The organism is Paenisporosarcina sp. HGH0030, assembly GCF_000411295.1.
Classification (GTDB): Bacteria; Bacillota; Bacilli; order Bacillales_A; family Planococcaceae; genus Paenisporosarcina.
On record NZ_KE150421.1, the window covers coordinates 1,578,730 to 1,600,825 of the forward strand.

Consider the following 22,096-nt stretch of genomic DNA (forward strand, 5'->3'; position numbering starts at 1 on the left):
AGGTTTTTTGGGTAATTATAAAATAGATAAAGATTTTTACCCATATAATGAAACAAAATGAAAAGCCATTCGTCTAAATTAGTACGAATGACTTCTTATTAATTAAAAGGTTTAACCCTACAAAATTTGGGGATATTAATAATAAAAAAAAGCCATTTGCCTTATTAGACAAATGACTTCGAACATAATATTATTTTGCCAATTTAGCGCTGTACACTGCTGCTGAGAATTCAGCACGAGATGCTTCAGCATTAACTTTGTAATACGATGTTTGGAAAACTGTTGTTTGATCAATTGTTTTTAATGCAACAATTGGATCGTGAGCCCAATACGTTTTTGGAACATCATTATAGATAGAGGCCGTGTGAACTTGATTTTCTGTTGCAGCAGAAATTTTGAATGCACGGTCTAAAATTACGGCTAATTGTGATTTTGTTAAAGAATCATTCATTCCAAATCTTCCTGAAGTATAACCACTTAATATACCTGCTTCGTTCATTGCCGCTATATCTTTTGCAAAAGTATGATTTGTTGGAACATCAGAAAATCGAGATTGATTTTTAGGCGTTAATTTTAATACTCTATTTACCATCGCGGCAGCTTGTCCACGAGTAACTTCAGCATTCGGACGGAATTGTTGGTTTTCAAAACCATTGATTACACCATCCATATTTAGTTCCTTAATTGCTACATAGGCTGGATGCGTTGACTTCACATCCGTGAAATTACCATTTGTTACGGGTGGTGTAGATGCAACTGATGCACTTCCAATTCGTTTAGCACCCATATAATATTTTCCCCAGTAGTATGGGTCGTTTATGCTCGCTATTGCAATTCCTTTAGAAGAGGTTGCTGAGATAAATTGGCTATTTCCAATATAAATTCCTACATGTGATGTGTATCCCAAGTTATCGAAGAAAACTAAGTCTCCCGGTTGAAGATTTGATTTTGAAACAGAAGTGCCCTGTGAATATTGATTGGCAGCTGTTCTATTTAATGATATACCAGCAGTATTTTTGAAAACATAAGATGTATATCCAGAGCAGTCAAACCCTGATGGAGTAATTCCACCATATTGGTATGGGACGCCCTGTAATGTTTTAGCGTAGTTCACGATTTCATTTCCTGTTGAAGCACTGGCTTGAGTCGTCATAAATGGCGCCACTGAGATCAGTAACACAGCGATGATCATCTGAGTAATACGTTTCTTCATTTTCCACCTCATGTAATTTTTGGAACCTAGACATAATATCTGGTTCATTTCTATAGTTTTAACAATCTATTTTAAATAATATCAGACATTTCATGATAGTTACTTTACGTTTAGGTTACAATTGTGTAACAATCGACAGAATATTAAAAAACTCGAGGCGATAAACGCTTCGAGTTTTTCTTTTTTATTTAAAGACTGTCGGTTTTTGGGCTCTTGCTAAGAACACACTGTACGTTGACCTTGTCATTTTTAAATGAGGTTGGAATTGTGTTGTCGAAATACCTTTTGCTATTCCTTGTTGAACTAATGCCTGAATGGCTTCATAACTTGCCATGCCTGTATTCATATCAGAAAAAGGTAAACCTTTATTAGGATCGCTTGGGAACATGAATGCATTTTGTATGAGAATGGCCATCTCTGCGCGAGTCACAGCTTGATTAGGCTTAAATGTACCATCCGGAAAACCTGATAGAATTCCTTCTTCTAATGCAGACTGGATGTAGCCGGATGCAAAATTACCAGAACCTACATCTTTAAATGAAGTGACTCTCTCTTCCCCATTCAAATCCTTTGCTCGTCCAAGTAATGCTACTGCTTCAGCTCTTGTAATTGCTTTAGATGGCTTAAATGATCCATCCTTATAACCATTCATTTGTTCTTTAAAGAACAAATAGCTGATATGACTTGAATACCACTGGGATTGATTCAAGTCTGTGAACGCCGGATTTCTTAATGTCACATTCACTTTTTCTGTCATAGCAGCTCCATTTTTCATTACAAAAGTAAAATTAAATGAATAAGTTCCCGCAGGACGATACAGTTCCCACTTTGAGCCTGCCACTTCTTTTAGGGTAGTCCCATTTTCTGTTAGCTTCCAACTACTCACAGCATCTTTATTTTGTAATGTAAACAAGATCTGACCATTTGCTACTTTGGATTCCAAGAATGGTAGTTCTGTAATGATAGGCTCATAGGTAGCGACTCCATACCCAAACGTTTCATCTCGTCCTACTGCACCTAAATCCGTGGCTGTCACTTGCAACATTTGACGCAACTTTACATTTGATGCATTTGGGAATCGTTCTTTATAAAGTGCCAACACTCCGGTAACATGTGGAGCAGCCATAGAAGTACCTGATTGAGAAAAATATCCGTTCTTTAGGCCATCCGTTGTATCCAAATTTCTCGGATATGTACTAACTATAGATGAACCTGGTGCTGCAATTTCAACTTCCGGTCCACTTGAAGATTCAAGTAATTTCTCGTTTGTTGCAGTTATAGCAGAAACACCGATGACACTGTCATATTTTGCTGGGTATTGAACACTATCTTTTTGCAAAGACTCTCCCTCGTTACCAGCAGCGGCTACTAGCACCATCCCACTTTGATACGCTTTATCCAATACCATGCGAAGAGCGGGGTCATCCCCGTTAGTTGTAACACTTATATTTAAAATATCTATATCATTCTTAATGGCCCACTCTACACCAGCGACTAAACTGGCAGTAGAACCGCCTCCATTACGATTTAACGATTTAATTGCAAATAATTCAACATTTGGCGCTACACCTTGAATACCTGCATTATTCTTCAGCGCAGCTATTGTTCCCGCAACATGTGTTCCATGACCGTTGTCATCATCGTAAGAAACAGATTGTGGGCATTTCTCTTCTAAACTGCAAAAGCCTCCACGAACAAACAAATCGGAATGCTCCGTGTCAATTCCTGTATCCAGAATGCCTACCTTAACGCCTTTTCCTGTATAGGGTGTAACTTGTGTAGGCGTTACTTTAAGTTGTTTAAAGGATACTGGGACTGAATCCGCTGAAATTTGATAATCAAAATCTGGCAGGATTTGAACATTTGATGAATCCATCTTAAGTTCATTCAGTTGTGAAGATGTTACTTCAAGTTCAACTACCGGGATAGTGTCGAATTCACGCAGTATCTTGTAATTATTGAGTAACTCTCTCTGACTATCGTTTACTTTTACTAGAATGTGATGCGTTGTTTCAGCAACTACTTCATGATTGGGTAAACTCCCAAAAAGTAAAAGCGTAGACAAAGCAATACTCCCAATGTATTTCACGGTATCGCCCCCTATCTTTTTTTCTCATTATACTTTTAATTGACTCATATGAAAAACGCTGACCTAAATTTTCTTTAGATCAGCGTTTTTGGTTTTAATGAAGTTTAGGAGAAGGTTTGCCGTTTACCGTGTTATATAATGGTAACACATCTTTTCGCCCTTCATAGTGGTAGAAATAGTCAAGAGTTGCCATGAAGATAGCTTTTGCCATTTGATCACGACGTGTAGTTGATGCGATATACGCATTATCAGTCTTGTTATCGATAAATCCGATCTCTGCTAAAGCTGCAGGCATTGTATTCTCACGCAATACATAGTAGTTCCCAGGTCTAGCACCACGGTCTGCCAAATCCCATGCTTCCAGCATACGATTTTGAATATATGTGGCAAGAGCCTTGGAATCATTTACATATGGATTAGTTGCAGCTGTTCGATAATAATAAGTTTCTGTTCCATTTGCTGAACCATTCAGTGCATTTGCATGCATACTGATGAAAATATCACCATTGTTTTGTGAAGCAAATTTAGTACGTGCCCCCAACTCAAGAAAAACATCTGTGGATCTTGTCAATTTTGCTTGAATTGGTGTTTTATCGAAATATGTCTTAATTGATTTGGAAATGCTCAATACGACATCTTTTTCTTTATAACCAAACCCCTGAGCGCCTGGATCATGTGCACCGTGACCTGGATCGATGATGACAACTAAATCGCTAGGTACAGTAGTAGGTGGCGGTGTTACGACAGGAGGCTTTGGATTATTCGGATCTGGCACATCTATTTGGATATATGAACTATGTACAAATCCTTCTTTTCCATTTACACGTATGAAAGACCAATCTCCAATTGTATATCCATATTCAACGACTTGTCCCTTGTTTACTTTTACCAAAGAAGGGTATTGTGTATTAGGACCAGTGCGGACGTTTAAACTATCTACATTTACATACATAGGACGGTTAAACGTTTGTTCATCAGACGTACGGAATTGACTATGAATTCCACGAGCTAAGAATACAGAGAAGTCTGCTCGAATAATCGTCTCAGATGCACCAAATGAACCGTCAGCATAACCTTGAGCGATTCCTTTTTCCATCAGACGAGAAGAAGCAATTGATACAGAGTTTGCTCCATAGCCAAATGAACGACTAATTAAAAGAGCCATTTCACCACGAGTCAAAGTTTTGTTAGGCTGGAATTGGCCATTAGGGTAACCTGAAATAATCCCCTTATTTACCATTTGTTGAATATAACCAGATGCAAAATAGTTTGAAGAGACATCTGAAAAGGATGTTGTCTTTTTCTCTCCATTCAAACCAAGTGCACGCCCTAGCATAGCAGCAGCCTGTCCACGCGTTACTTGTTGGTTCGGTGAGAAGGATGTCGAAGAAATTCCGTTCGCAATTCCTCCTTCTACTAAATAATAGATTTCCTCTTGGGCTCTATGGGTAGTTCCAACATCACTAAATGATGTGTTAGCCGAAGCTTGTGTTACAGGAAACCCTAATCCAATGAATACTGCAGCAAAGAAAGCATACAACCATAATTTTTTCAAATCGCAAAATTCTCCTTTTTCTATGTTGTAACGAAATCGTAACATAAAATTTGCCAAATTTCTATGTTTCTATTGGTCTATATTTTACCAATAATCGACTTTTCACTCTAGTTTGCTGTATTTTAATTGGAGAATATAAATTACAAAAGACCTCACTCTGTGAGGTCTTTTGTAATTTAGTTAATGAATTTGACAGATTGTAAGAAGTTATAAAGAATTTTCGCCATTTGGCCACGTTCAGTATCTTGTGAAGGACCAAACGTTCCATTGCTGTAACCGTTGATGTATCCAGCTTGATAAACTTTTTGAACGTGTGGTCGTGCAGTGTTACCGATGTAACGGTAATCTGTAAAATCCGTAATCTTTTTAGTCGTGTCTACTTTAACGCCATCAGTGCCGATAAAATCAAGTGCACGGCTAATCATGATTGCCGCTTCATCACGAGAAATTTCATCATATGGACGGAATTTACCTTTCGCATCACCCTTAACAATTCCAGCTTCAACTACTGCTGCAATTTCACCATTAAGATTGAAAGCTTGTTTTGAAGAGACGTCAGTAAATTTAACATCTGAAGATTTCGAAATTAATCCAAGACCGCGAGATAAAATTGCAGCAAACTCACCACGTGTAATTTCACGGTTTGGAGAGAATGTTGTTGCAGTCGTCCCTTTAACTACCATACGAGAAGCTAATTTCTCAACATATTCTTCTGACCAGTTTTTACCGTTATTTACATCATTAAATGTCTTGAAGTTCTCAATTAGTGTGTAAACCGAGTTACTGTTACGGTAAAGATTAGCTCCTTTATCTTCTACAAATGTCGGAACTGCTACGACTGAACCGTCAGCATTGACTACCACACCAACTGTTGTTAATGGGTTTAAGGTTGTAGAAGTACTAATTGAACGTTGAACAGGTTTACTGAAGTTTTTCAATTCGATTGTTTTATTATCCGGTGCTACTAATGAAAGTTTGAAATCAATTGCATCAGATAGTGTTTTAAATCCAGCTTTACCTGCTAGTGGGTTTGCGACTTCATCAACTGTTACTACTAATTTTAATTCAGCAGAAGCAACACCTAGCGACGCAGCAGCTGCCAAAAGGTCAATCTGAGAAACAGGAACTTCATATGTAGCGTCTCCAGAAGCGATAACAACTACCGCTTCACCGTTTTTGTTTTTGAGAGCACTTAATATTGTTGCAGGAATACTTACAACTTCAACACCAGCATCTAATTTAACAACTAACGCTTCAACAGTTGCCGCTTTCGTAATTGCATCGATTACAGATTGTGGATTTGACTCAATTGTTGATCCACCCGTTGATACCTCATCTTTATTTACCTCAACTGGAGGTGGTGTTGGTCCTGGAGTACCACCGCCTGGATTTCCTGTGTCGACACCGAATTTTCCGTCATAAATAGTCGCAACTTTTGCAAAAGCAGGTTTAGCGTCATTAATTATTCCAACACTCAAGATATCTTGGAGCTCATCAAAAACTCTAGTTAATATGAACTTATCTGTAATTGCTTTTTTTACATCTGGATAACTTGTTGGGGAAATTAGTGCATTCACAAATTCGTTAAATAAAGTTGTCCCTTTTGTATTGTTCGCATAGTTAGTAAAAACTTTAGTTTCAGTTTCTACTAAGAATGAAGTAAAAGTAGCTTTTGTAAATGTAGTAGAACCTACTTGTACATCAAATGCTTTTTGTAATTCAGCATCACTTACCTTTGAGTAGAAACTATTAATAGAAGCTTTTAAGTTAGTTGTTGTACTTGCGGCAAATAAAGGAAGAAGATACGTAAGAACTTTCTGCTCTTCAGCAGTTAAAGTACTTTTATTAAGCATTCTTTCTGCAACATCTACCCAGTCACTTTTGGCAGCTAAGTAATTTTGGGCTGCATGTAATTTAGATAAGTCATCTTTAGTCAAACTTGGATCCGCATAAACTACATCTAATTGATTAAGGAACGTTTCCACGTTACTAGGTAGAGAATCCTGCTCTGCTGCACTCGCCTTCTCGGCATTTATACCTACTGCTATCACGGGTGTGAATGCAACCGCTCCTGCGATTATTGCTTTTATAGTCTTATTATCACTAGAAAATTTAGTCATTAAATCACCTCTTGGTTATATTTGCTTATTCCGTAGTGTTTATTATAGTCCATAGATTTTCCAACCACAACCGAATTTACCAAATATATCGAAATTGGATTGTCTTTTCAATAAATCTACTTTGTTCATGTCGAATTATGGTAATCTTATAGTAGAATTTATTTAGGAGGCGTCTGCGCGTGAAAAAGCATTGGAAGAAAATATTAGCTGCTTTCGTAGCTTTATTTTTAATCGTTGGTGGATATTTAATTTACATTTTTCAAATTAAGGAATATGATATAGCCGATTCAGAAGTCACAGAAATTACTAAAGAAACATATAAAATTGACTTACCAGATGGCACTTCTATTGAATTAGATGAAGATGGCAACATTGTTGAATCGGAGGTTAACAATAATATTCCGGTCGTGTCTACTGACAATGGATCTTCAGGTACAAATTCTAGTAATGGAACAACAAATGACGACTCTTCTACTGGTACAAAAACGAGTACAACTGGTAATTCATCAAACGGTGGATCCAGCACAGGCAACACCCCTGATAGTGGTGTAACAGTTGCTTCTATTAAACAGAAATATGAACCCGTAATGTCGAGTCTGCAATCTCAGGCAAATAGCCGTATTGATGCATTAGTTGGTCGTGCATATTCAGAGTATCAAGGAAAAAAAGCAAATGGTGAATCAATTAACTACGCTTACTTCTACAACAAATACACTTCAGCTGCTTCTGAATTGGAAGGCCGAACAGACAAAGTATTTTACTCAGCAATTTCAGTTATTGAAAAGGAACTTGTAGCAAATGGTTATGGAAAGTCCCACGCTCAAAGTTTAATAAATGACTATGAAGCTGAAAAAGAAGCTCGACGTAGCGCACTATTAGATAAGGCAATGAATAGATAATAAGTCTTCCTGACCGAAATACCGGTCAGGTTTTTTTAATAGAAAAATTAGCTATTAAACATTACTATTATTGAGTTGTTTATTATAAACTCTTATTTAAAATACAATGACATATCCTCACTCATTTCATCATTTCAAAAAATAATACCCCCGACATCAAAAGATGCCGGGGGTATTTTACAATTTATTCATTTACTTAATTATTTAGCTGCAGGAGTAGCAACGTCAACGATGCGACCTTCTACTTTTGGATCAACTTTATCCAATGTCTTGATGTAATCGATGAAGCTTGTGTAATCAACGATACCTGGTTCAGACACACGACCTTCATTGTAAGCCGTTTTGAACATTTCGTAACCGTCTCCACCTTTAGCGGTGAATGTGTTAGTTGCTACGAAGTAGTTTTTCGCATCTTCAAGAGCCACATATTCAGTTCCAACTTTAACTTGAACTTTTGTTACACGTTTGCCCGCTTCTTTTGAACTATCATACTCAAATTTCATGCCAGATACGTGTAAGAATGCACCGTTTTCTTTTGGTGCTTGAGACACTGAATGTTCCAAAGCAGCTTTGATTTCATAGCCTTTTAGGTCTATGATTGCCAATGCATTACCAAAAGGCATAACTTTCAATACTTCACCAACTGTAATGTCACCCGCATCGATTGAACTACGGATACCCCCACCGTTTTGAAGAGCGATTACCGTATCTTTATTGATACCTTTTGCTTTTGCAAGCATACCGTCAGTCATCAAGTTTCCAAGGTTTGTTTCATTGAAGCGAACACTTGACTTGCCTTCTGTATCACCAGCACGTTGTCCATCTAACATCGCTACTGCTGTTGTACCTGTAGATTGAGTTTTAATAGCTTCAACTTCTGCTTTATACGGAGCCAATAATTTCACAGCGCCTTCATCAGCAGCAAAGTTTTCAGCTTTCATTTCTAAATATTCTCCAGCAAAGACTGAAACTTCGCCTTTTTTGTTGAAAGTAACATCAAGAGTTCCTAATAATTTACCATATTCATTTGCAGTTACGATAACTGTTGGAGCGTCGAACGCTTTAGATACTACCGGAGCAGAAATTTTCGAATGTGTATGGCCCCCAACAATAATATCGATACCTTCAACTTGTTTCGCTAATTCCAAGTCATTATCAAACTTCAAGGAATCATCTAAACCAAGATGAGTAAGTGCGACAATTTTATCTACGCCTTGTTCTTGAAGTGCTTTTACAGAAGCTTTTGCCGATTCAATGTAGTTCTTGAATTCAACTTTCCCTGTTGAAGAAATTGTTGGTGTTTCTTCAGTTGTTAAGCCAAACACACCGACTTTTTCACCATTAACATCTAAAACCACACCATTATAGATTTGTCCATCTTTGTATGATGAAGCGTAAGTTTTTGATTGAAGTCCGTCAAACAATGGGTCTTTCGAGAAATCCACGTTAGCAGATACCAATGGGAATTTTGCATTTTTGATGAATTCTGTTAAAGACTTGTGACCATCTTTTGAAGATCCCAAATCGAATTCATGATTACCAAAAGTCATGGCATCATAACCAAGGTAGTTCATCATCGCAACGTCTGCAGCGCCTTCAAATGCGTTGAAGTAAAGATCTCCAGAGAATACGTCACCAGCATCTAGTAAAATATTGTTTTCATTTTCTGCACGTACTTCTTTAATTGCAGTAGCACGGAATGGAGCTGTTTCCAGGTATGCATGTGTATCATTTGTATGCATGACAGTTAAATCATAGAAACCAAAATGTTCTTTTGCACGATCAAGGAACAACGCAAGTTCACCACGTCTCACTGCGTACCATGAACCATACTTTGTTTCTGTTTGTCCATTTGTGATTCCAGCTTTAACAAGTGCATCAACATATTTTGCAAATCTAGGATTTACATCTGTAAATTTAGTCTTTGTAACGCTCTCATCGATTGGTAGCTTAGCAGCATTTGCTAATATCTTAGAAGTTTCATCACGAGTCAAATCGTCATAAGAGCCAAACGATTTATTCGTCTTACCGTTTACAATCTTCGCTTCTACCAATGCATCAACTGCCCATTTTGCACGAGCTGGTACATCAGTGAATCCAGAGCTCTTATACTTTCCGTCTTCAGAAAAACCTAATACACGTGCAACTTGAACCGCTGCATCTACTCGGTCAATGTTTTTGCTAACACCGAATTGTGTATCAGTTAGCCCTTTAGATATACCGCTTCCCACCAAAAAGTTAACCGCATCACTATATTTCTCACCTACATCAGTGAATTTCATTTCGTCAGCTGATGCAACTGGAGCAAAAGCCATGGCAACGGCCGCAGCAGTAACAGTAGTAGCTAAGAATTTCTTATTAGACAATTTCGACATGTACAAATTTCCTCCTTCGAATATGTAGGTTATTAGGTAAAAACTCTTACCCTATTAATTTTACCAATATTCCCATTAATAATATAGTTTATTTACAAAATCTTCATTTTTTTGCAAGCGTTTTCTTATCATGTAAAAAAGAAGCCCATTTTAAATGGACTTCTTTTTTTTAGACCTATACTTTTCAATGAAATAAATAGAGATTAATGCCAAACCCGCACCAAATGAATCCAACAAAACATCATGTATGGTTGGTGTCCGCCCGCCTGTCAGTGATTGATGAAATTCATCAGCAATCGCCAGTACTACTGTAAGGATGAATGCCACCCTTAAGCGCCCTACCATGATATACGCGGCAATAGCAAGAGCACCAAACGTAACAACATGTGCTCCTTTTCTGATTAGAAATTCAATAAATGCATGGTAACCACGTTCTTCCACAGAAACGATTGTCCCCCAATAAGGAATTTGCAAAAGAGATAAACCACCTTTAAAAGGTTCGTTCGGGAGCCATCTCATGAGGTCAGGAATCAACGACTGTTCTTCATACGTTTGTGCAGAAGAATAAAATAGTGTTGCTAGGATGAAGATAAATAGAATGTACTTTTTCATATTTTCAAGTTTAGCACACTTCCTAGATTTATTCGTGCTGAAGGGTGATTGTGGATCAGGAGTTGGAAATCTGCATTTCGTGCATGGTTATCTACATTTCGAGATGCTTTATCTCGAATTCGTGGTGTTTTATCTGGAATTGGTATCGAAGTAAATTGTTATCTACATTTGGTGCGCAGATATCTGTATTTCGTGATGACTTATCTGGATTTCGATTAGCGCTATCTCGAATTCGTGGTGTGTTATCTGGAATTGGTATCAAAGTAAATTGTTATCTACATTTCGTCCGCAGATATCTGTATTTCGTGATGACTTATCTAGATTTCGATTAGCGTTATCTAGAATTCGTGGTGTGTTTTCTGGAATTGGTATCGAAGTAAATTGTTATCTACATTTCGTCCGACGATATCTGTATTTCTGCTGGCTTATCTGGAATTGGTTACACCCTTCATAACATAGAAAAATGGCAGTCTAAGTTAGACTGCCACATTATTTTTCATATTTATTTACTAGAAAACATATGCACCCAATAGATTTGGCCATTGGAATCTTTCTTTATTCCAGCACCGATATTGGTATAGTCTTTGTTTAAAATATTGGCTTTATGACCTGGTGAATTCATCCACGCAGTTACAACTTCCTGCGGTGTTCGTTGACCATATGCAATGTTTTCTCCGAAGCTGCTATAACTATAGCCGAACTTCTCAGCCATATCCCAAGGCTTCCCATACGTTGGAGAGATATGATCGAAATAATTGTTTTTTACCATGTCTTCCGCTTTTACTGTGGCTATTTTAGATAATGGTGCATCTGCCGCTAATGCAGGAAGACCCGCTTTCGCGCGTTCGAGATTCACCAAGTGAATAGTTTGTTTTGCGGTATCATCAATTGCAAGCGTGGAATCGACATAGACTTTATTTGTGCTGTCATACTTAATCACACCTGAATCTCGTTTTTGATCCCAAGTCATCGCACGATCGATGAAGACCGACAATTGCGCACGGGTGACTTTGGCGTACGGACTGAAATAATTCCATGAAACTCCTTCAGAAATTTTCACTTCCGCCAGCGTAGTAATGAATGGTTTCCAGTTGTCTTGTGGCACGTCTTTGAAAGTAACTTGGTTATTATCGTCAATTTTAATTTGGTATGCCACTACCAGAACTTTGGCCATTTGCGCACGACTCAATGGTGCATCAGGGTTAAATGTTGTCGCATTTGAAAAGATTCCTTTTTCAGTTAAAGCGCGTATTTCTTTAAATGCCCAGTGCGTTGAAGGTACATCTTGATAACTCGTTTTGAAAGTTGAATCAAGCGGTAGCTTTAACGCACTCGCCAATATTTTTGCGGCTTGTGCACGGGTAACTTGATTGTTCGGACCAAACGTCCCATTACTATATCCATTAATTATTTTTGCATTTGAAAGCTTTATAATTGAGCTATATGCCCAATGTTCCGTTGAAACATCCGGAAAACCAGCAGCTTGACTACTTGTCGGAACGAACAAAGTAATAGCGAGTAATGCCGCAACAATAAACTTTACGGGTTTCATTCTCCCACATCCTCTCCATATTACTCTACCAAAAAATAGAATAATTTTAATGAGGATAAGGAGGCACGAAAATAAATCTATGATATTGGAAGATTGTTGAAATTTGAAGGGATCTATGTTGGTGTAAGGTGATAAGTTTTAATAAATCTTGTTAGATATCATAATATTTGATAAATTCATAAAAAGGAGATGATTTTTATTCAACTAAATCGAGATATTCCTGCAGGATTATTTTCCCTTCGGCGATTGCATCGTCGATTATCGGTAAATCACCCCCAATTTACCGACATTAATCAAGATTTGTATAATTCCAACGCAGGTCATGCTGGAGAAGCATATATTGATTCTGTCTTATCGACCATTCACTTCCCTATCCCCCATATATTACTTCCCAATATTCGAATCCATGAAAAAGACATTCCTTCCACCCAAATTGATATTTTAATATTCACAACCGCTTATGCATTAATAATAGAAGTAAAGAATTGGAGTGGAACAATATCCTTCCAACAAGTCGGACAAGTATTACAAACAAAAGATGGCATCGTAAGATCAATGGATTGTCCTACCGTTCAAGCAGATTATTATGTCGGGAATTTGCTAGATTGGTTTGCAAAGCATGATACACAATTACCTGTACATCGAATTGTCAGTTTCCCCTTTGCTTCCACCTTACTAATTGGAGCTGAGAATCGGGGTATTCATTTTGCAAAAGAGTTACCTATAATTCTTCGGAAATTAAATAAGCTTCCGCAGCAACTTACTCATTATCAATTTCAAACACTTTCTAAGAAATTACAAGAATCAAATCGACCTTTCGAACACGCAACTGCATGCCAAAAATATGGAATACATCCCTCTGAACTACTTAAAGGAATTTTCTGCCCGAAGTGTGAGAGCCGCTTATTGAAAAAAAGTAATCGAGTATATGTATGCTCCTCATGTCTTCATACTCCTGACAACCCTTTTTACGATACGATGATAGATTGGTTTACATTGGTAGGCAATCAGATTACAAATAGACAATTACGTTTATTTGCAGGTGTAGACAAATCCTATTCGGTCGGTTATTTTATGAAAAAATCAAACTTCCCTTACTCAGGTCAAAATAAGGGAACAATCTATCATGTAAATGCTGAAGAAATGCATCGCTTTCTATCCAAAAAGGAAAAAGCTTGCTTCCGGGAATGACCGGAAGCTTTTCTATTGTAAGTAAGAGTTATTGATTGATAAACTTCATGCGATTTGCTATGCAAATGGCACCATTTCAGCGCGTTTGAATTGCGCGGATTTCATGAATTTTAGATATGAGTTCTCGATTTCTAGATAAACACTGGCCAATTTGAGATATCACCTATTGAAATGTAGATATCACACGACGAATCCTTCATTTCCACCCGCGAATCCTTGTTTCCAGCGATACACCCACAGCAACGTGCCAATTGCGATGCAAATGGCACCAACTCAGCGCGTTTGAATTGCACGGATTTCGTGAATTTTAGATATGAATATTCGATTTCTAGATAAACACTGTCCATTTCAAGTTATCCCTTTCTGAAATGTAGATTTCACACGACGAATCCTCGATAGCCACCCGCGAATCCTTGGTTCCAGCGATACACCCACAGAAACGTGCCATTTGCGACGCAAATGGCACCATTTCAGCGCGTTTGAATTGTGCGGATTTCGTGAATTTTAGATATGAGTCCTCGATTTCTAGATAAACACTGGCCAATTTGAGGTATCACCTATTGATATGTAGATATCACACGACGAATCCTCGATATCCACCCGCGAATCCTTGATTCCAGCGATAAGCCCAAATATCACCTATTGAAATGTAGATATCACACGATGAATCCTCGATACCCACCCGCGAATCCTTGATATCCCCAGTTGATATCCTGAAAAACATTACAAAAATCCCCCACTCTATCAGAGAGTGAGGGATTGGGTCAGGCTTCTATTTTTTCCAAAAGGACTTTTTTTACTAAATTCTCGAGTAACTGTGGCAATTCAACGAATGCACTTTGGATGTGCAGCCGTTCCGTACGTTTGTGTGCGTCTTTTCCGAAGGGTCCCACGTTGAGAACTGGAGCTTTTAGATTTCGCATTTCATTAAAGGGAATGGAGTACGTATCGCCCCATACAGGTGTGTTGGCTTCAAACACCTGCCATCCCCCATTTGTATCTTCGTAGTTCACGTAACTCAAATCAGAGATTCCATTAAAATAATGAATCTGTTCAATCGCTAGATTAAATTCCGACTTACCCAGCTCTTTTATAAATTCCATACACTCTTCCACTAACGGATCGTCACTCGTATTGACTGCAGGATAATATGGTGGTGCAAAAAGGAGTACGATTGCAGGTGCCAACTCCTGACATTGAATCATTAGTGTATCAACGATTCGGAATGATTTTTCACGATCATCCAACTCCTGATGATCCCGAACGGTCGTTTTGACTAATTCTACATAATCGTAGCCAAATTTCGAAACTGCGTGATTCATCAATTCCTCGTACTTCAGTACCCGTATCTCACCAACTGGTGCTACATCCTCACGAGTACAAATCGCTTGATAGCTTGCGTTGCACTCATACGCAGCTTCATTCGCAACACCTTCAAAAATCGACATGATTTCAGCAGCATTGCGTTTCATCAGAAACACATTATATAATGCTTTCGCACGATACGGTGTCTGCGCTGAATACTCCATCTTCAAATCTTTTTGCTGAATGGTTACAGGTAATGGGGTCTTCTCACCTAAAACTGTTTCCTGAAATATTGGATTATATTCCATACGCTGCGTTAAAAATGAAGCAATATAATTGGCCGTAATTCCACTAAGCGGTTCTCCCACATGTGTCTCCATACCGTAAAAAAGGGCTGACGGCATAATTTTTCCGATGGATCCCGAATACAAATAATATTTATCATCACCCGGTTGTTGTGCGAAAACGGGCTCGCTGTTTAAAAATAGCTTGTATGTGAGATCATGTTGCTCACGATATTCAATCAATTTGGACACAGCCGCTCTCATTCCAGAGCTGTTTACTTCTTCGTCTGGAACCGTCAATAACAGGAGATTGACCGGCCATTGTTCATGACATGCTTTTTCGATGAGGCTCATATGCAATACTAGACCCATCTTCATATCCATCGTGCCACGACCAAATAAATAATTACCTGATTCCAAATCAAGTCGGGCGTCTTCAGGCAATTCTTCTTTTACATCATGCAAGGCTTTCGTCAACATTTCCGGTTCAAAGGCCAATGCTTCGAGGTCACCGTATTCTTCGGTATTAACCGTATCGAAATGACTGATTAGCACAATCGTTTCTTTCGCTTCTGGATGTTTATATAAAGCAGTGAGAAACTTCCGACCAAGATCTGCCTCGCTTAATTCAATGTTTTTATAATGATCTTGGAAGTATGGAATATCCTGCAGTTTCGCTTGAACCTTAAACGGAAATTCTCGTTCTCCATCTGATAGCGTCATACTTTTCCAACTGACTACTTCACATAACAAGGTACGGAGTGCTTCTGGTGTTGACCACTTAAGTTCTGTCATGATGTATTCCCCCTGTTTTTAAAACAAATATCTTTTAATGGTGCCATAACCTATACGATTTTACGTAATTCCCTTTGTTTTGAAATGAATGTTTCCATTCGATCCATTCCTTTTTCCAATACCGGCATTGCATATGCATATGAAATACGAAGGAAACCTTCACCATATTCACTGAAGGCACTGCCTGGCACACATGCAACGCCTCCTTCTTTCAACAGACTTGTTGCAAAATCAAAGGACGTCATCCCGAATTCTTTAATAGAAGGAAAAATATAAAAAGCGCCATTCGGTTTAACCACATCAAGTCCCATATCAATCAGTCGGCCATATACGTAATCACGGCGGACAATGTACTCTTTATTCATTTCAGCAGGAACATCCCTGCTGTTGCCAAGCGCCTCGATTGCTGCATATTGGCTCGGAACTGGTGCACAAACGGAATTGTATTGATGAATTTTAATGCAATGTTGCATAAGTGCTTCAGGACCTAATAAAAATCCGATGCGCCAGCCTGTCATAGAGTGAGATTTTGATAATCCGTGAATGAGGAACAAACGGTCTCTTAATTCTGGATACGAACCAAAGGATCGATGTTCGCCAGAAAAAGTGTTTTCACTGTATATTTCATCGGACAATACATAGATTTCCTGCTCTTTCAATACATCCGCCAAGGCATCCATTTGCTTGGAATCAATGGTGACACCTGTCGGATTTGATGGAAAATTGAATAGAACGGCTTTCGTCTTCTCGCTAATTAAAGCTTTCAGACGTTCGGGAGATGGTTGAAAGTCTGTATCTGAAGTATCTAAGTACTTTACCTTTGCACCACACATGGTAATGATTGGAGCGTAACCTGTATAGCATGGCGCCGGCAGAATCACTTCGTCTCCTTCTTCCAGGATGGTTCGGAAAACCACATCAATGGCTTCGCTTGCACCGATTGTGACGATAACTTCAGTTTCCGCTTTATATGCAAATTCATATTTCTCCAAGAAAAAGCGACTGACCGCATTGCGCAACTCAATCATGCCGGCATTATGGGAATACCCAGTCAAGTCATTAGAAATAGCTGCAATCCCTGCTTGTTTGACAGCTTCAGGTGTTGGGAAATCTGGTTGGCCTATCGTTAAATTCACTGCGTCCGGATAATGTACAAGCTGATTGGAAAACTGACGGATGCCTGAAACGGCAATTTTGGTAATGCGTTCATTTATCGTAAGTGGCATGGAATCTTCAACCCTTCTCATAGTAATGAAGAAATCTTCTTTCAATATTATCCATATGTTCCAGCATGGCATTTATGGCACTAGATACGTCTTGTTTTTCAAGAGCGTTGACGATGTCTTCATGCTCCCCGCTAGCTTCCATTGCAGAAACGGGGTACGTATTCGCGAGGATTAAAAAGGCACGATTAACGCCAGTATTGATGGTATAAATCATTTCACATAATTTTGTATTCGGATTTTGATCAGCCAATAATAGGTGAAACTCCCGATCCAGTTCAATAAATTCATGAAAGTCATTTTTCTCCGCTGCCCGTTTTTGAAGCTTAAGATTACTTTTCAGAGATTTAAGAAATTCTGGCGTTGTAAATTTGACAACTTGCTCAATATTGTACGTTTCGAGTAACTTACGGACTTCCATATGATGAAGTGCATCCTCTTTCGTGAAGGATGAAACACTCGCCGGTTTGCCAGTTTGTAAGACCACGAGTCCATCAGTTGCTAACCGGCGAATTGCTTCCCGAAGTGGTGTACGACTTATGCCCAATTCCAATGCAAATTTTTCTTCACGCAGTTCTTCATTAGGCGCAAGAGTGCCCGTCAAAATATCTTTGCGGATTAAATCATAGGCTTGATCCGCTAATGAATCGGATTTTTTTATCTTTCTCAACAGATGTCAACCTCTTTCAAAAACAACTTGTATTCTGTATACAGTATATGTGAATTATAACGTACTGGTGTCTCAAAGTATAGAGTGATTGTTTGATAAATTCTGTCATAATTTATCAAATGCAGATGAAGACAACATTGTATTACTAATTATCCACGATATTTTATAACAATAAATAATTATTAATTAAGAATTATTAATATTTTTTAAACCCATTTATTAGCATATTGTGTAAAATGATAGATAAGTGATAGAGTGCGTCATTAAGTAACTGAATGGGGGTTTAGAACATGGACTTTCCAAAAGAGGAAGTTGGTAAAAGAATTAGGTATTTAAGAAAATCGCAAGGATTTACTGCGGATGATTTAGCGAAAAAAGCTGGGGTCAGCCAAAGTATGATATCTCAAATAGAACGTGGACAAGTATCGCCTTCACTGGATACATTGTGGAAAATGAGTCATTGCTTAAAAGTTCCCGTCTTCACATTCTTTGTAGAAGAAAAGCAAGAAATCGTTACAGTTCTACGTAATAATGAACAGCCTGAAATGAAGCAACTGCGTCCGAATGTTACATATCAACACCTGTCACCTACTCAAGGGAAACAAATCAACTTTTTTAAATTGATTTTAGAACCAGGTGAACAATCAGAAAATCCCTTGATGTTTCACACGGGGGAAGAATGTGGGTATTTATTGTCAGGGCAAATTCGTGTAGAGGTCGATGGAGAAGTATATGAACTTTTTGAAGGGGACAGTATTTACTTCAACAGCAATCTGCCTCATCGTTTTGAAAATGTCAGTCCACAAATAGCAACAGCAATTTGGGCCATGACTCATCCTTTTTGAATCTTTTTCGCCTGTCATCCATATACTTATGTATGAGAATCATAAGGAGGAATAATTCATTCTAAAAAACCCAGGCATTGCCGCTGTATTAAGTTTCTTTTGGACCGGTGTCGGGCAAATATATAACGGCCAAATCATGAAAGGCTTAATCTTGATTGGCGTTCAACTAATCAACTCATTATTAATGTTCGTATTGATTGGCTTCATCACTTTCCCGCTTGTTTGGATATGGGGAATGTACGACGCATACCAAGTTGCCGATCGAATGAATAAACGCACTTACTGACCACTTCCAATTGGGAGTGGTTTTTTTATTCGCGGTTTTGAGTGGTCTATTCGCGGTGTCGACTCTTCTATTCGCGGTTTCTCCCTTTCTATTCGCGCTTCCACACTTTCTGTTCGCGTCCCATCAAAAAAGAGCCTTCCACAAACTCGGAAGACCCTCATTTTATAACCTTCTCACTCTGAGAGGGACTTTTTCAATTTATATTTTCTCCAAATATCTTCAGCAGCACCAGAGCCCAATATTACGCCTACGACAATCAAAACAAGTCCGTAAATATGACGACTTGTGATGGTTTCATTAAGAAATACAGATGAACCCACCAAGGTGAACAATGTATTCAAATTCATGAAAATGGCTGCTTTAGAAGGGCCGGCCTTTCCTACTGAATAGTTATATAGCATATGTCCAACTGCTGTTCCAATCATGCCACTTCCAAAGAATGCTACCCAAAACATCGGTGGAACTTCTAAAAATGCTCGAATTTCTCCAGGTTCCTGGAACAAACTGATCAAGAACAATACGAATGATCCGATTAAGAACATGTAAGCTGTAAGCAATCGGGGATCCAGTGTTTTTGCAGCTTTACTGATAACCAAGTAACTGAAAACCTGTGTCAATATGGATAGAAACACGAATACATCACCAAAAGATAACCCAGAGGTTCCTTCTCCTGCAGCTAGTACTGTTGCGCTGACTCCGAACAATCCGAGTATTACTCCTACCCATTGCAATCTAGAGGGATAGATCCTCATAATCATTGACACTAATACCGCGGTTAGTACTGGACCTGTGCCAAGAATTAAACCGGCATTCGAACTTGTCGTCATGGTCAGTCCGATCGACAAAAAGTAATGGTGGCACACAACATTAAGAAGTGCACCAAGGACAATGAATTTCCATTCTTGTTTTGTCGGTTTTCTGACGATGCGAAGTACCGCTAAAATCGAAAATACGGTTAAACTGGCTAAAAAAATGCGAAAGGCAGTCATTGTTACAGGACGCACTTCGCTAACTAAATATTTTACGGCAGGCAAATTAAAGCCCCATATGAACATAACGAAAACGAGTATGCCATAGATTTTCCATTGTTTCACGTGGTTTTCACCTCACCATTTCTTCGTTCTAGGAAAAGCATAAGCGCTACTTTAGCTCGACGCCGGCGCTGGAAAGGTTCCCTTTGCTTTCGCCTGAGGGTTTGAAGCTAAGGTGCGAGCTAGCGCTTGGAGCTAGACATAGCAATTCTATAATTTTAGATACCCATCAAATAATTAAGCATGTTGATTGTAGCTTAAAAACAATAGAACAACCATCTTAATCCTTTAACTGACTAAAGTAAATGATTTATTTCTCGATATCGTATAGTTGTCTATTACAACATACTTTGCCACACAACAGCTATGCCCTAAAATCGATTCTTCCATATAATACTTTTTAAAATTTTCTTACTCTTATTATCCCAAAAAAGAGCATCCACATGGATACTCTATCGTCTGGTTTTATCATGAATTATGACTCATTCTTCTAAATTAGGTTTTTGCTTTTGACTGCGCAGAGGAACTTCTTTAATGGTAAATGTCAAAAGTGTAGCGATCGCCATGACAATTGCCGCTACTAAAAATACATTTGATAAAGCAAATGTTAATGATTGTTGTAAGTGCAACATTAAATCATTAAATAGTGGCAACATTTGTTCAGGTAACTGTGCCCGAATGGACTCGAGTTGTGTATGATCCAATAATAAATTGGGGTTTTGGAATTTGCTTAATGTTTCTCTTGCAGCTTCAGGTACTTTGCTTGAATCGAATGAAGCCATTTTATCCTTCATCGATGTATTCAATACTGTTCCGAGAACTGCCACACCAACTGTTCCTCCTAGGGATCGGAAAAGTTGAGTAGATGCTGTTGCTACACCCAAATATTCAGATCCAACGGAATTTTGAACAGTCATAGTAAATACGGTCAAGCCCATTCCGATACCAAAGCCTACCAAAATTAAGTAAAGCACAAGTAGCCACTGGGAAATGTCCATGTCCATTTGGGACAATAATAAAAGACCAACGACAGAAACCGCCAGACCAAAAGTGGCTTGTCGCTTATATTTCCCTGTTTTTGTAATCAATTGTCCACCCCATGCACTCGCTCCGACTAAACCAAGAGTCATGGTCATCGAAATGAAGCTGGAATGTGTTGCGGAATATCCTAGTACGCCTTGAACGAAATAAGGCACATACATGAGACCACCGAACATGCCTATTCCTACCGCAAAGCCAATAATATTTGAGAATGTAAAATTGGCATATTTAAACAAGTGCAAAGGCAATATTGGACTCTTCGCTCGGTTTTCAGCCCAAATAAACAACCCCAAGGAAACAATCGATCCTGCGAATAGCGACAAGATGATGTCTGATGACCAATCATATTTAGAACCAGCCCATGAAAACGCAAGCAACATTGGAACCAATGTTCCGGTAAGGAAGAAAGTGCCTAAATAGTCAATGGTCTCATTTTGGCGTCTTTCTGTTTTAGGGAACAGCCTTAATATCAATACAAAAGCGACAATACCTAGTGGCAAGAACACCCAAAATACCCATCGCCAGTCTAGATTATCGACAATATATCCACCAATAGTTGGTCCAAGAACACTGGATATACCAAATACAGAACTCATAATACCTTGCCATTTTCCACGTTCTCGCGGGGCAAACAAGTCTCCCACTGCCGCAAAGGCTGTAGGAATAATAAGGCCTGCACCCACACCCTGGATGGCACGATAAATGATCAACTGTTCAATATAAGCGGATGTGCCACACAAAAATGCGCCAACAGAGAATATTAAAATACCGATTAGAAAAAACGGCTTTCTTCCATAGATATCCGAAAGTTTACCTGCAACGACTGTCATAATGGCACTCGTTAACATAAAGCTGGTAAATACCCAACTGTAATAATTCAAACCACCTAAATCAGAAATGATTTTTGGCAAAGCATTGCTGACGATTGTTTGGTTAACTGCTGCAAAAAATAGTGCCCCAATAATCGCAATCATAATAGTTACTTTTTCTTTTTGTTTTAAATGTTCCAA

17 protein-coding genes are annotated in these 22,096 nt (G+C 38.5%); 4 read left to right on the forward strand and 13 right to left on the reverse strand.

Features of this window, described 5'->3' with window-relative positions; translation table 11 throughout:
• Positions 1 to 190: 190 nt before the first annotated feature.
• From HMPREF1210_RS07760 to HMPREF1210_RS07775, 4 genes are all read right to left on the reverse strand, one after another.
• Complete coding sequence (locus tag HMPREF1210_RS07760; RefSeq protein ID WP_016428095.1) at positions 191 to 1,213, reverse strand: C40 family peptidase; 1,023 nt, start codon at positions 1,211 to 1,213, stop codon at positions 191 to 193.
• Positions 1,214 to 1,397: 184 nt separating this feature from the next.
• A complete protein-coding gene (locus HMPREF1210_RS07765; protein ID WP_016428096.1) occupies positions 1,398 to 3,302 on the reverse strand; it encodes a S8 family serine peptidase in 1,905 nt (634 codons plus the stop codon).
• A 94-nt stretch (positions 3,303 to 3,396) separates the two neighbouring features.
• Positions 3,397 to 4,857 carry an N-acetylmuramoyl-L-alanine amidase gene (locus tag HMPREF1210_RS07770; protein ID WP_016428097.1) on the reverse strand — a complete coding sequence of 487 codons (1,461 nt, stop codon included), beginning with the start codon at positions 4,855 to 4,857 and terminating at the stop codon, positions 3,397 to 3,399.
• A 176-nt stretch (positions 4,858 to 5,033) separates the two neighbouring features.
• Positions 5,034 to 6,977 carry an S-layer homology domain-containing protein gene (locus tag HMPREF1210_RS07775; RefSeq protein ID WP_016428098.1) on the reverse strand — a complete coding sequence of 648 codons (1,944 nt, stop codon included), beginning with the start codon at positions 6,975 to 6,977 and terminating at the stop codon, positions 5,034 to 5,036.
• 179 nt (positions 6,978 to 7,156) lie between these two features.
• Here HMPREF1210_RS07775 and HMPREF1210_RS07780 point away from each other — a divergent pair, with 179 nt between their 5' ends.
• Positions 7,157 to 7,876, forward strand: a complete 720-nt coding sequence (locus HMPREF1210_RS07780) for a hypothetical protein (protein WP_016428099.1) — start codon at positions 7,157 to 7,159, stop codon at positions 7,874 to 7,876.
• 200 nt (positions 7,877 to 8,076) lie between these two features.
• Here the strand turns inward: HMPREF1210_RS07780 and HMPREF1210_RS07785 are convergent, their stop codons facing one another.
• From HMPREF1210_RS07785 to HMPREF1210_RS07795, 3 genes are all read right to left on the reverse strand, one after another.
• Positions 8,077 to 10,251 (reverse strand): 5'-nucleotidase C-terminal domain-containing protein, encoded by a 2,175-nt coding sequence (locus HMPREF1210_RS07785; protein ID WP_016428100.1) that lies wholly within the window; start codon positions 10,249 to 10,251, stop codon positions 8,077 to 8,079.
• Positions 10,252 to 10,401: 150 nt separating this feature from the next.
• Complete coding sequence (locus HMPREF1210_RS07790; protein ID WP_016428101.1) at positions 10,402 to 10,863, reverse strand: VanZ family protein; 462 nt, start codon at positions 10,861 to 10,863, stop codon at positions 10,402 to 10,404.
• Positions 10,864 to 11,365: 502 nt separating this feature from the next.
• On the reverse strand, positions 11,366 to 12,415 hold the full coding sequence (locus tag HMPREF1210_RS07795; protein ID WP_016428102.1) for an S-layer homology domain-containing protein: 1,050 nt from the start codon (positions 12,413 to 12,415) through the stop codon (positions 11,366 to 11,368).
• 189 nt (positions 12,416 to 12,604) lie between these two features.
• Between HMPREF1210_RS07795 and HMPREF1210_RS07800 the strand changes: the two genes are divergently transcribed.
• Complete coding sequence (locus tag HMPREF1210_RS07800; protein ID WP_016428103.1) at positions 12,605 to 13,606, forward strand: NERD domain-containing protein; 1,002 nt, start codon at positions 12,605 to 12,607, stop codon at positions 13,604 to 13,606.
• A gap of 574 nt (positions 13,607 to 14,180) precedes the next feature.
• Here HMPREF1210_RS07800 and HMPREF1210_RS18020 read toward each other — a convergent pair.
• The 4 genes from HMPREF1210_RS18020 to HMPREF1210_RS07820 are packed head-to-tail and all read right to left on the reverse strand — an operon-like array spanning position 14,181 to position 17,883.
• Positions 14,181 to 14,330: a hypothetical protein gene (locus HMPREF1210_RS18020; RefSeq protein WP_155974207.1), complete on the reverse strand. Its 150-nt coding sequence runs from the start codon at positions 14,328 to 14,330 to the stop codon at positions 14,181 to 14,183.
• 40 nt (positions 14,331 to 14,370) lie between these two features.
• A complete protein-coding gene (locus HMPREF1210_RS07810; protein ID WP_016428104.1) occupies positions 14,371 to 15,990 on the reverse strand; it encodes a M20/M25/M40 family metallo-hydrolase in 1,620 nt (539 codons plus the stop codon).
• A 50-nt stretch (positions 15,991 to 16,040) separates the two neighbouring features.
• Positions 16,041 to 17,216, reverse strand: coding sequence for an aminotransferase class I/II-fold pyridoxal phosphate-dependent enzyme (locus HMPREF1210_RS07815; protein WP_016428105.1), 1,176 nt, complete (start codon positions 17,214 to 17,216; stop codon positions 16,041 to 16,043).
• Between the two features lie 7 nt (positions 17,217 to 17,223).
• A complete protein-coding gene (locus HMPREF1210_RS07820) occupies positions 17,224 to 17,883 on the reverse strand; it encodes a GntR family transcriptional regulator (protein ID WP_016428106.1) in 660 nt (219 codons plus the stop codon).
• Between the two features lie 290 nt (positions 17,884 to 18,173).
• Here HMPREF1210_RS07820 and HMPREF1210_RS07825 point away from each other — a divergent pair, with 290 nt between their 5' ends.
• The gene (locus HMPREF1210_RS07825) at positions 18,174 to 18,728 is read left to right on the forward strand and encodes a helix-turn-helix domain-containing protein (protein WP_016428107.1); all 555 of its coding nucleotides are present in this window, start codon (positions 18,174 to 18,176) and stop codon (positions 18,726 to 18,728) included.
• Positions 18,729 to 18,786: 58 nt separating this feature from the next.
• Positions 18,787 to 19,014 carry a hypothetical protein gene (locus tag HMPREF1210_RS17615; protein ID WP_081637793.1) on the forward strand — a complete coding sequence of 76 codons (228 nt, stop codon included), beginning with the start codon at positions 18,787 to 18,789 and terminating at the stop codon, positions 19,012 to 19,014.
• 173 nt (positions 19,015 to 19,187) lie between these two features.
• Here the strand turns inward: HMPREF1210_RS17615 and HMPREF1210_RS07830 are convergent, their stop codons facing one another.
• Both HMPREF1210_RS07830 and HMPREF1210_RS07835 read right to left on the reverse strand, forming a co-directional pair.
• A complete protein-coding gene (locus tag HMPREF1210_RS07830; protein WP_016428109.1) occupies positions 19,188 to 20,108 on the reverse strand; it encodes a DMT family transporter in 921 nt (306 codons plus the stop codon).
• A gap of 419 nt (positions 20,109 to 20,527) precedes the next feature.
• Positions 20,528 to 22,096 (reverse strand): MDR family MFS transporter, encoded by a 1,569-nt coding sequence (locus HMPREF1210_RS07835; RefSeq protein WP_016428110.1) that lies wholly within the window; start codon positions 22,094 to 22,096, stop codon positions 20,528 to 20,530.

Bases quoted from the DNA above. Each gene is read 5' to 3' on its own strand.
- HMPREF1210_RS07810 (WP_016428104.1), bottom strand. From the start codon at position 15,990: ATGACAGAACTTAAGTGGTCAACACCAGAAGCACTCCGTACCTTGTTA.
- HMPREF1210_RS07760 (WP_016428095.1), bottom strand. From the start codon at position 1,213: ATGAAGAAACGTATTACTCAGATGATCATCGCTGTGTTACTGATCTCA.
- HMPREF1210_RS07825 (WP_016428107.1), top strand. From the start codon at position 18,174: ATGGACTTTCCAAAAGAGGAAGTTGGTAAAAGAATTAGGTATTTAAGA.
- HMPREF1210_RS07775 (WP_016428098.1), bottom strand. From the start codon at position 6,977: ATGACTAAATTTTCTAGTGATAATAAGACTATAAAAGCAATAATCGCA.
- HMPREF1210_RS07815 (WP_016428105.1), bottom strand. From the start codon at position 17,216: ATGCCACTTACGATAAATGAACGCATTACCAAAATTGCCGTTTCAGGC.
- HMPREF1210_RS07800 (WP_016428103.1), top strand. From the start codon at position 12,605: ATGATTTTTATTCAACTAAATCGAGATATTCCTGCAGGATTATTTTCC.
- HMPREF1210_RS07795 (WP_016428102.1), bottom strand. From the start codon at position 12,415: ATGAAACCCGTAAAGTTTATTGTTGCGGCATTACTCGCTATTACTTTG.
- HMPREF1210_RS07785 (WP_016428100.1), bottom strand. From the start codon at position 10,251: ATGTCGAAATTGTCTAATAAGAAATTCTTAGCTACTACTGTTACTGCT.
- HMPREF1210_RS18020 (WP_155974207.1), bottom strand. From the start codon at position 14,330: ATGTTTTTCAGGATATCAACTGGGGATATCAAGGATTCGCGGGTGGGT.
- HMPREF1210_RS07790 (WP_016428101.1), bottom strand. From the start codon at position 10,863: ATGAAAAAGTACATTCTATTTATCTTCATCCTAGCAACACTATTTTAT.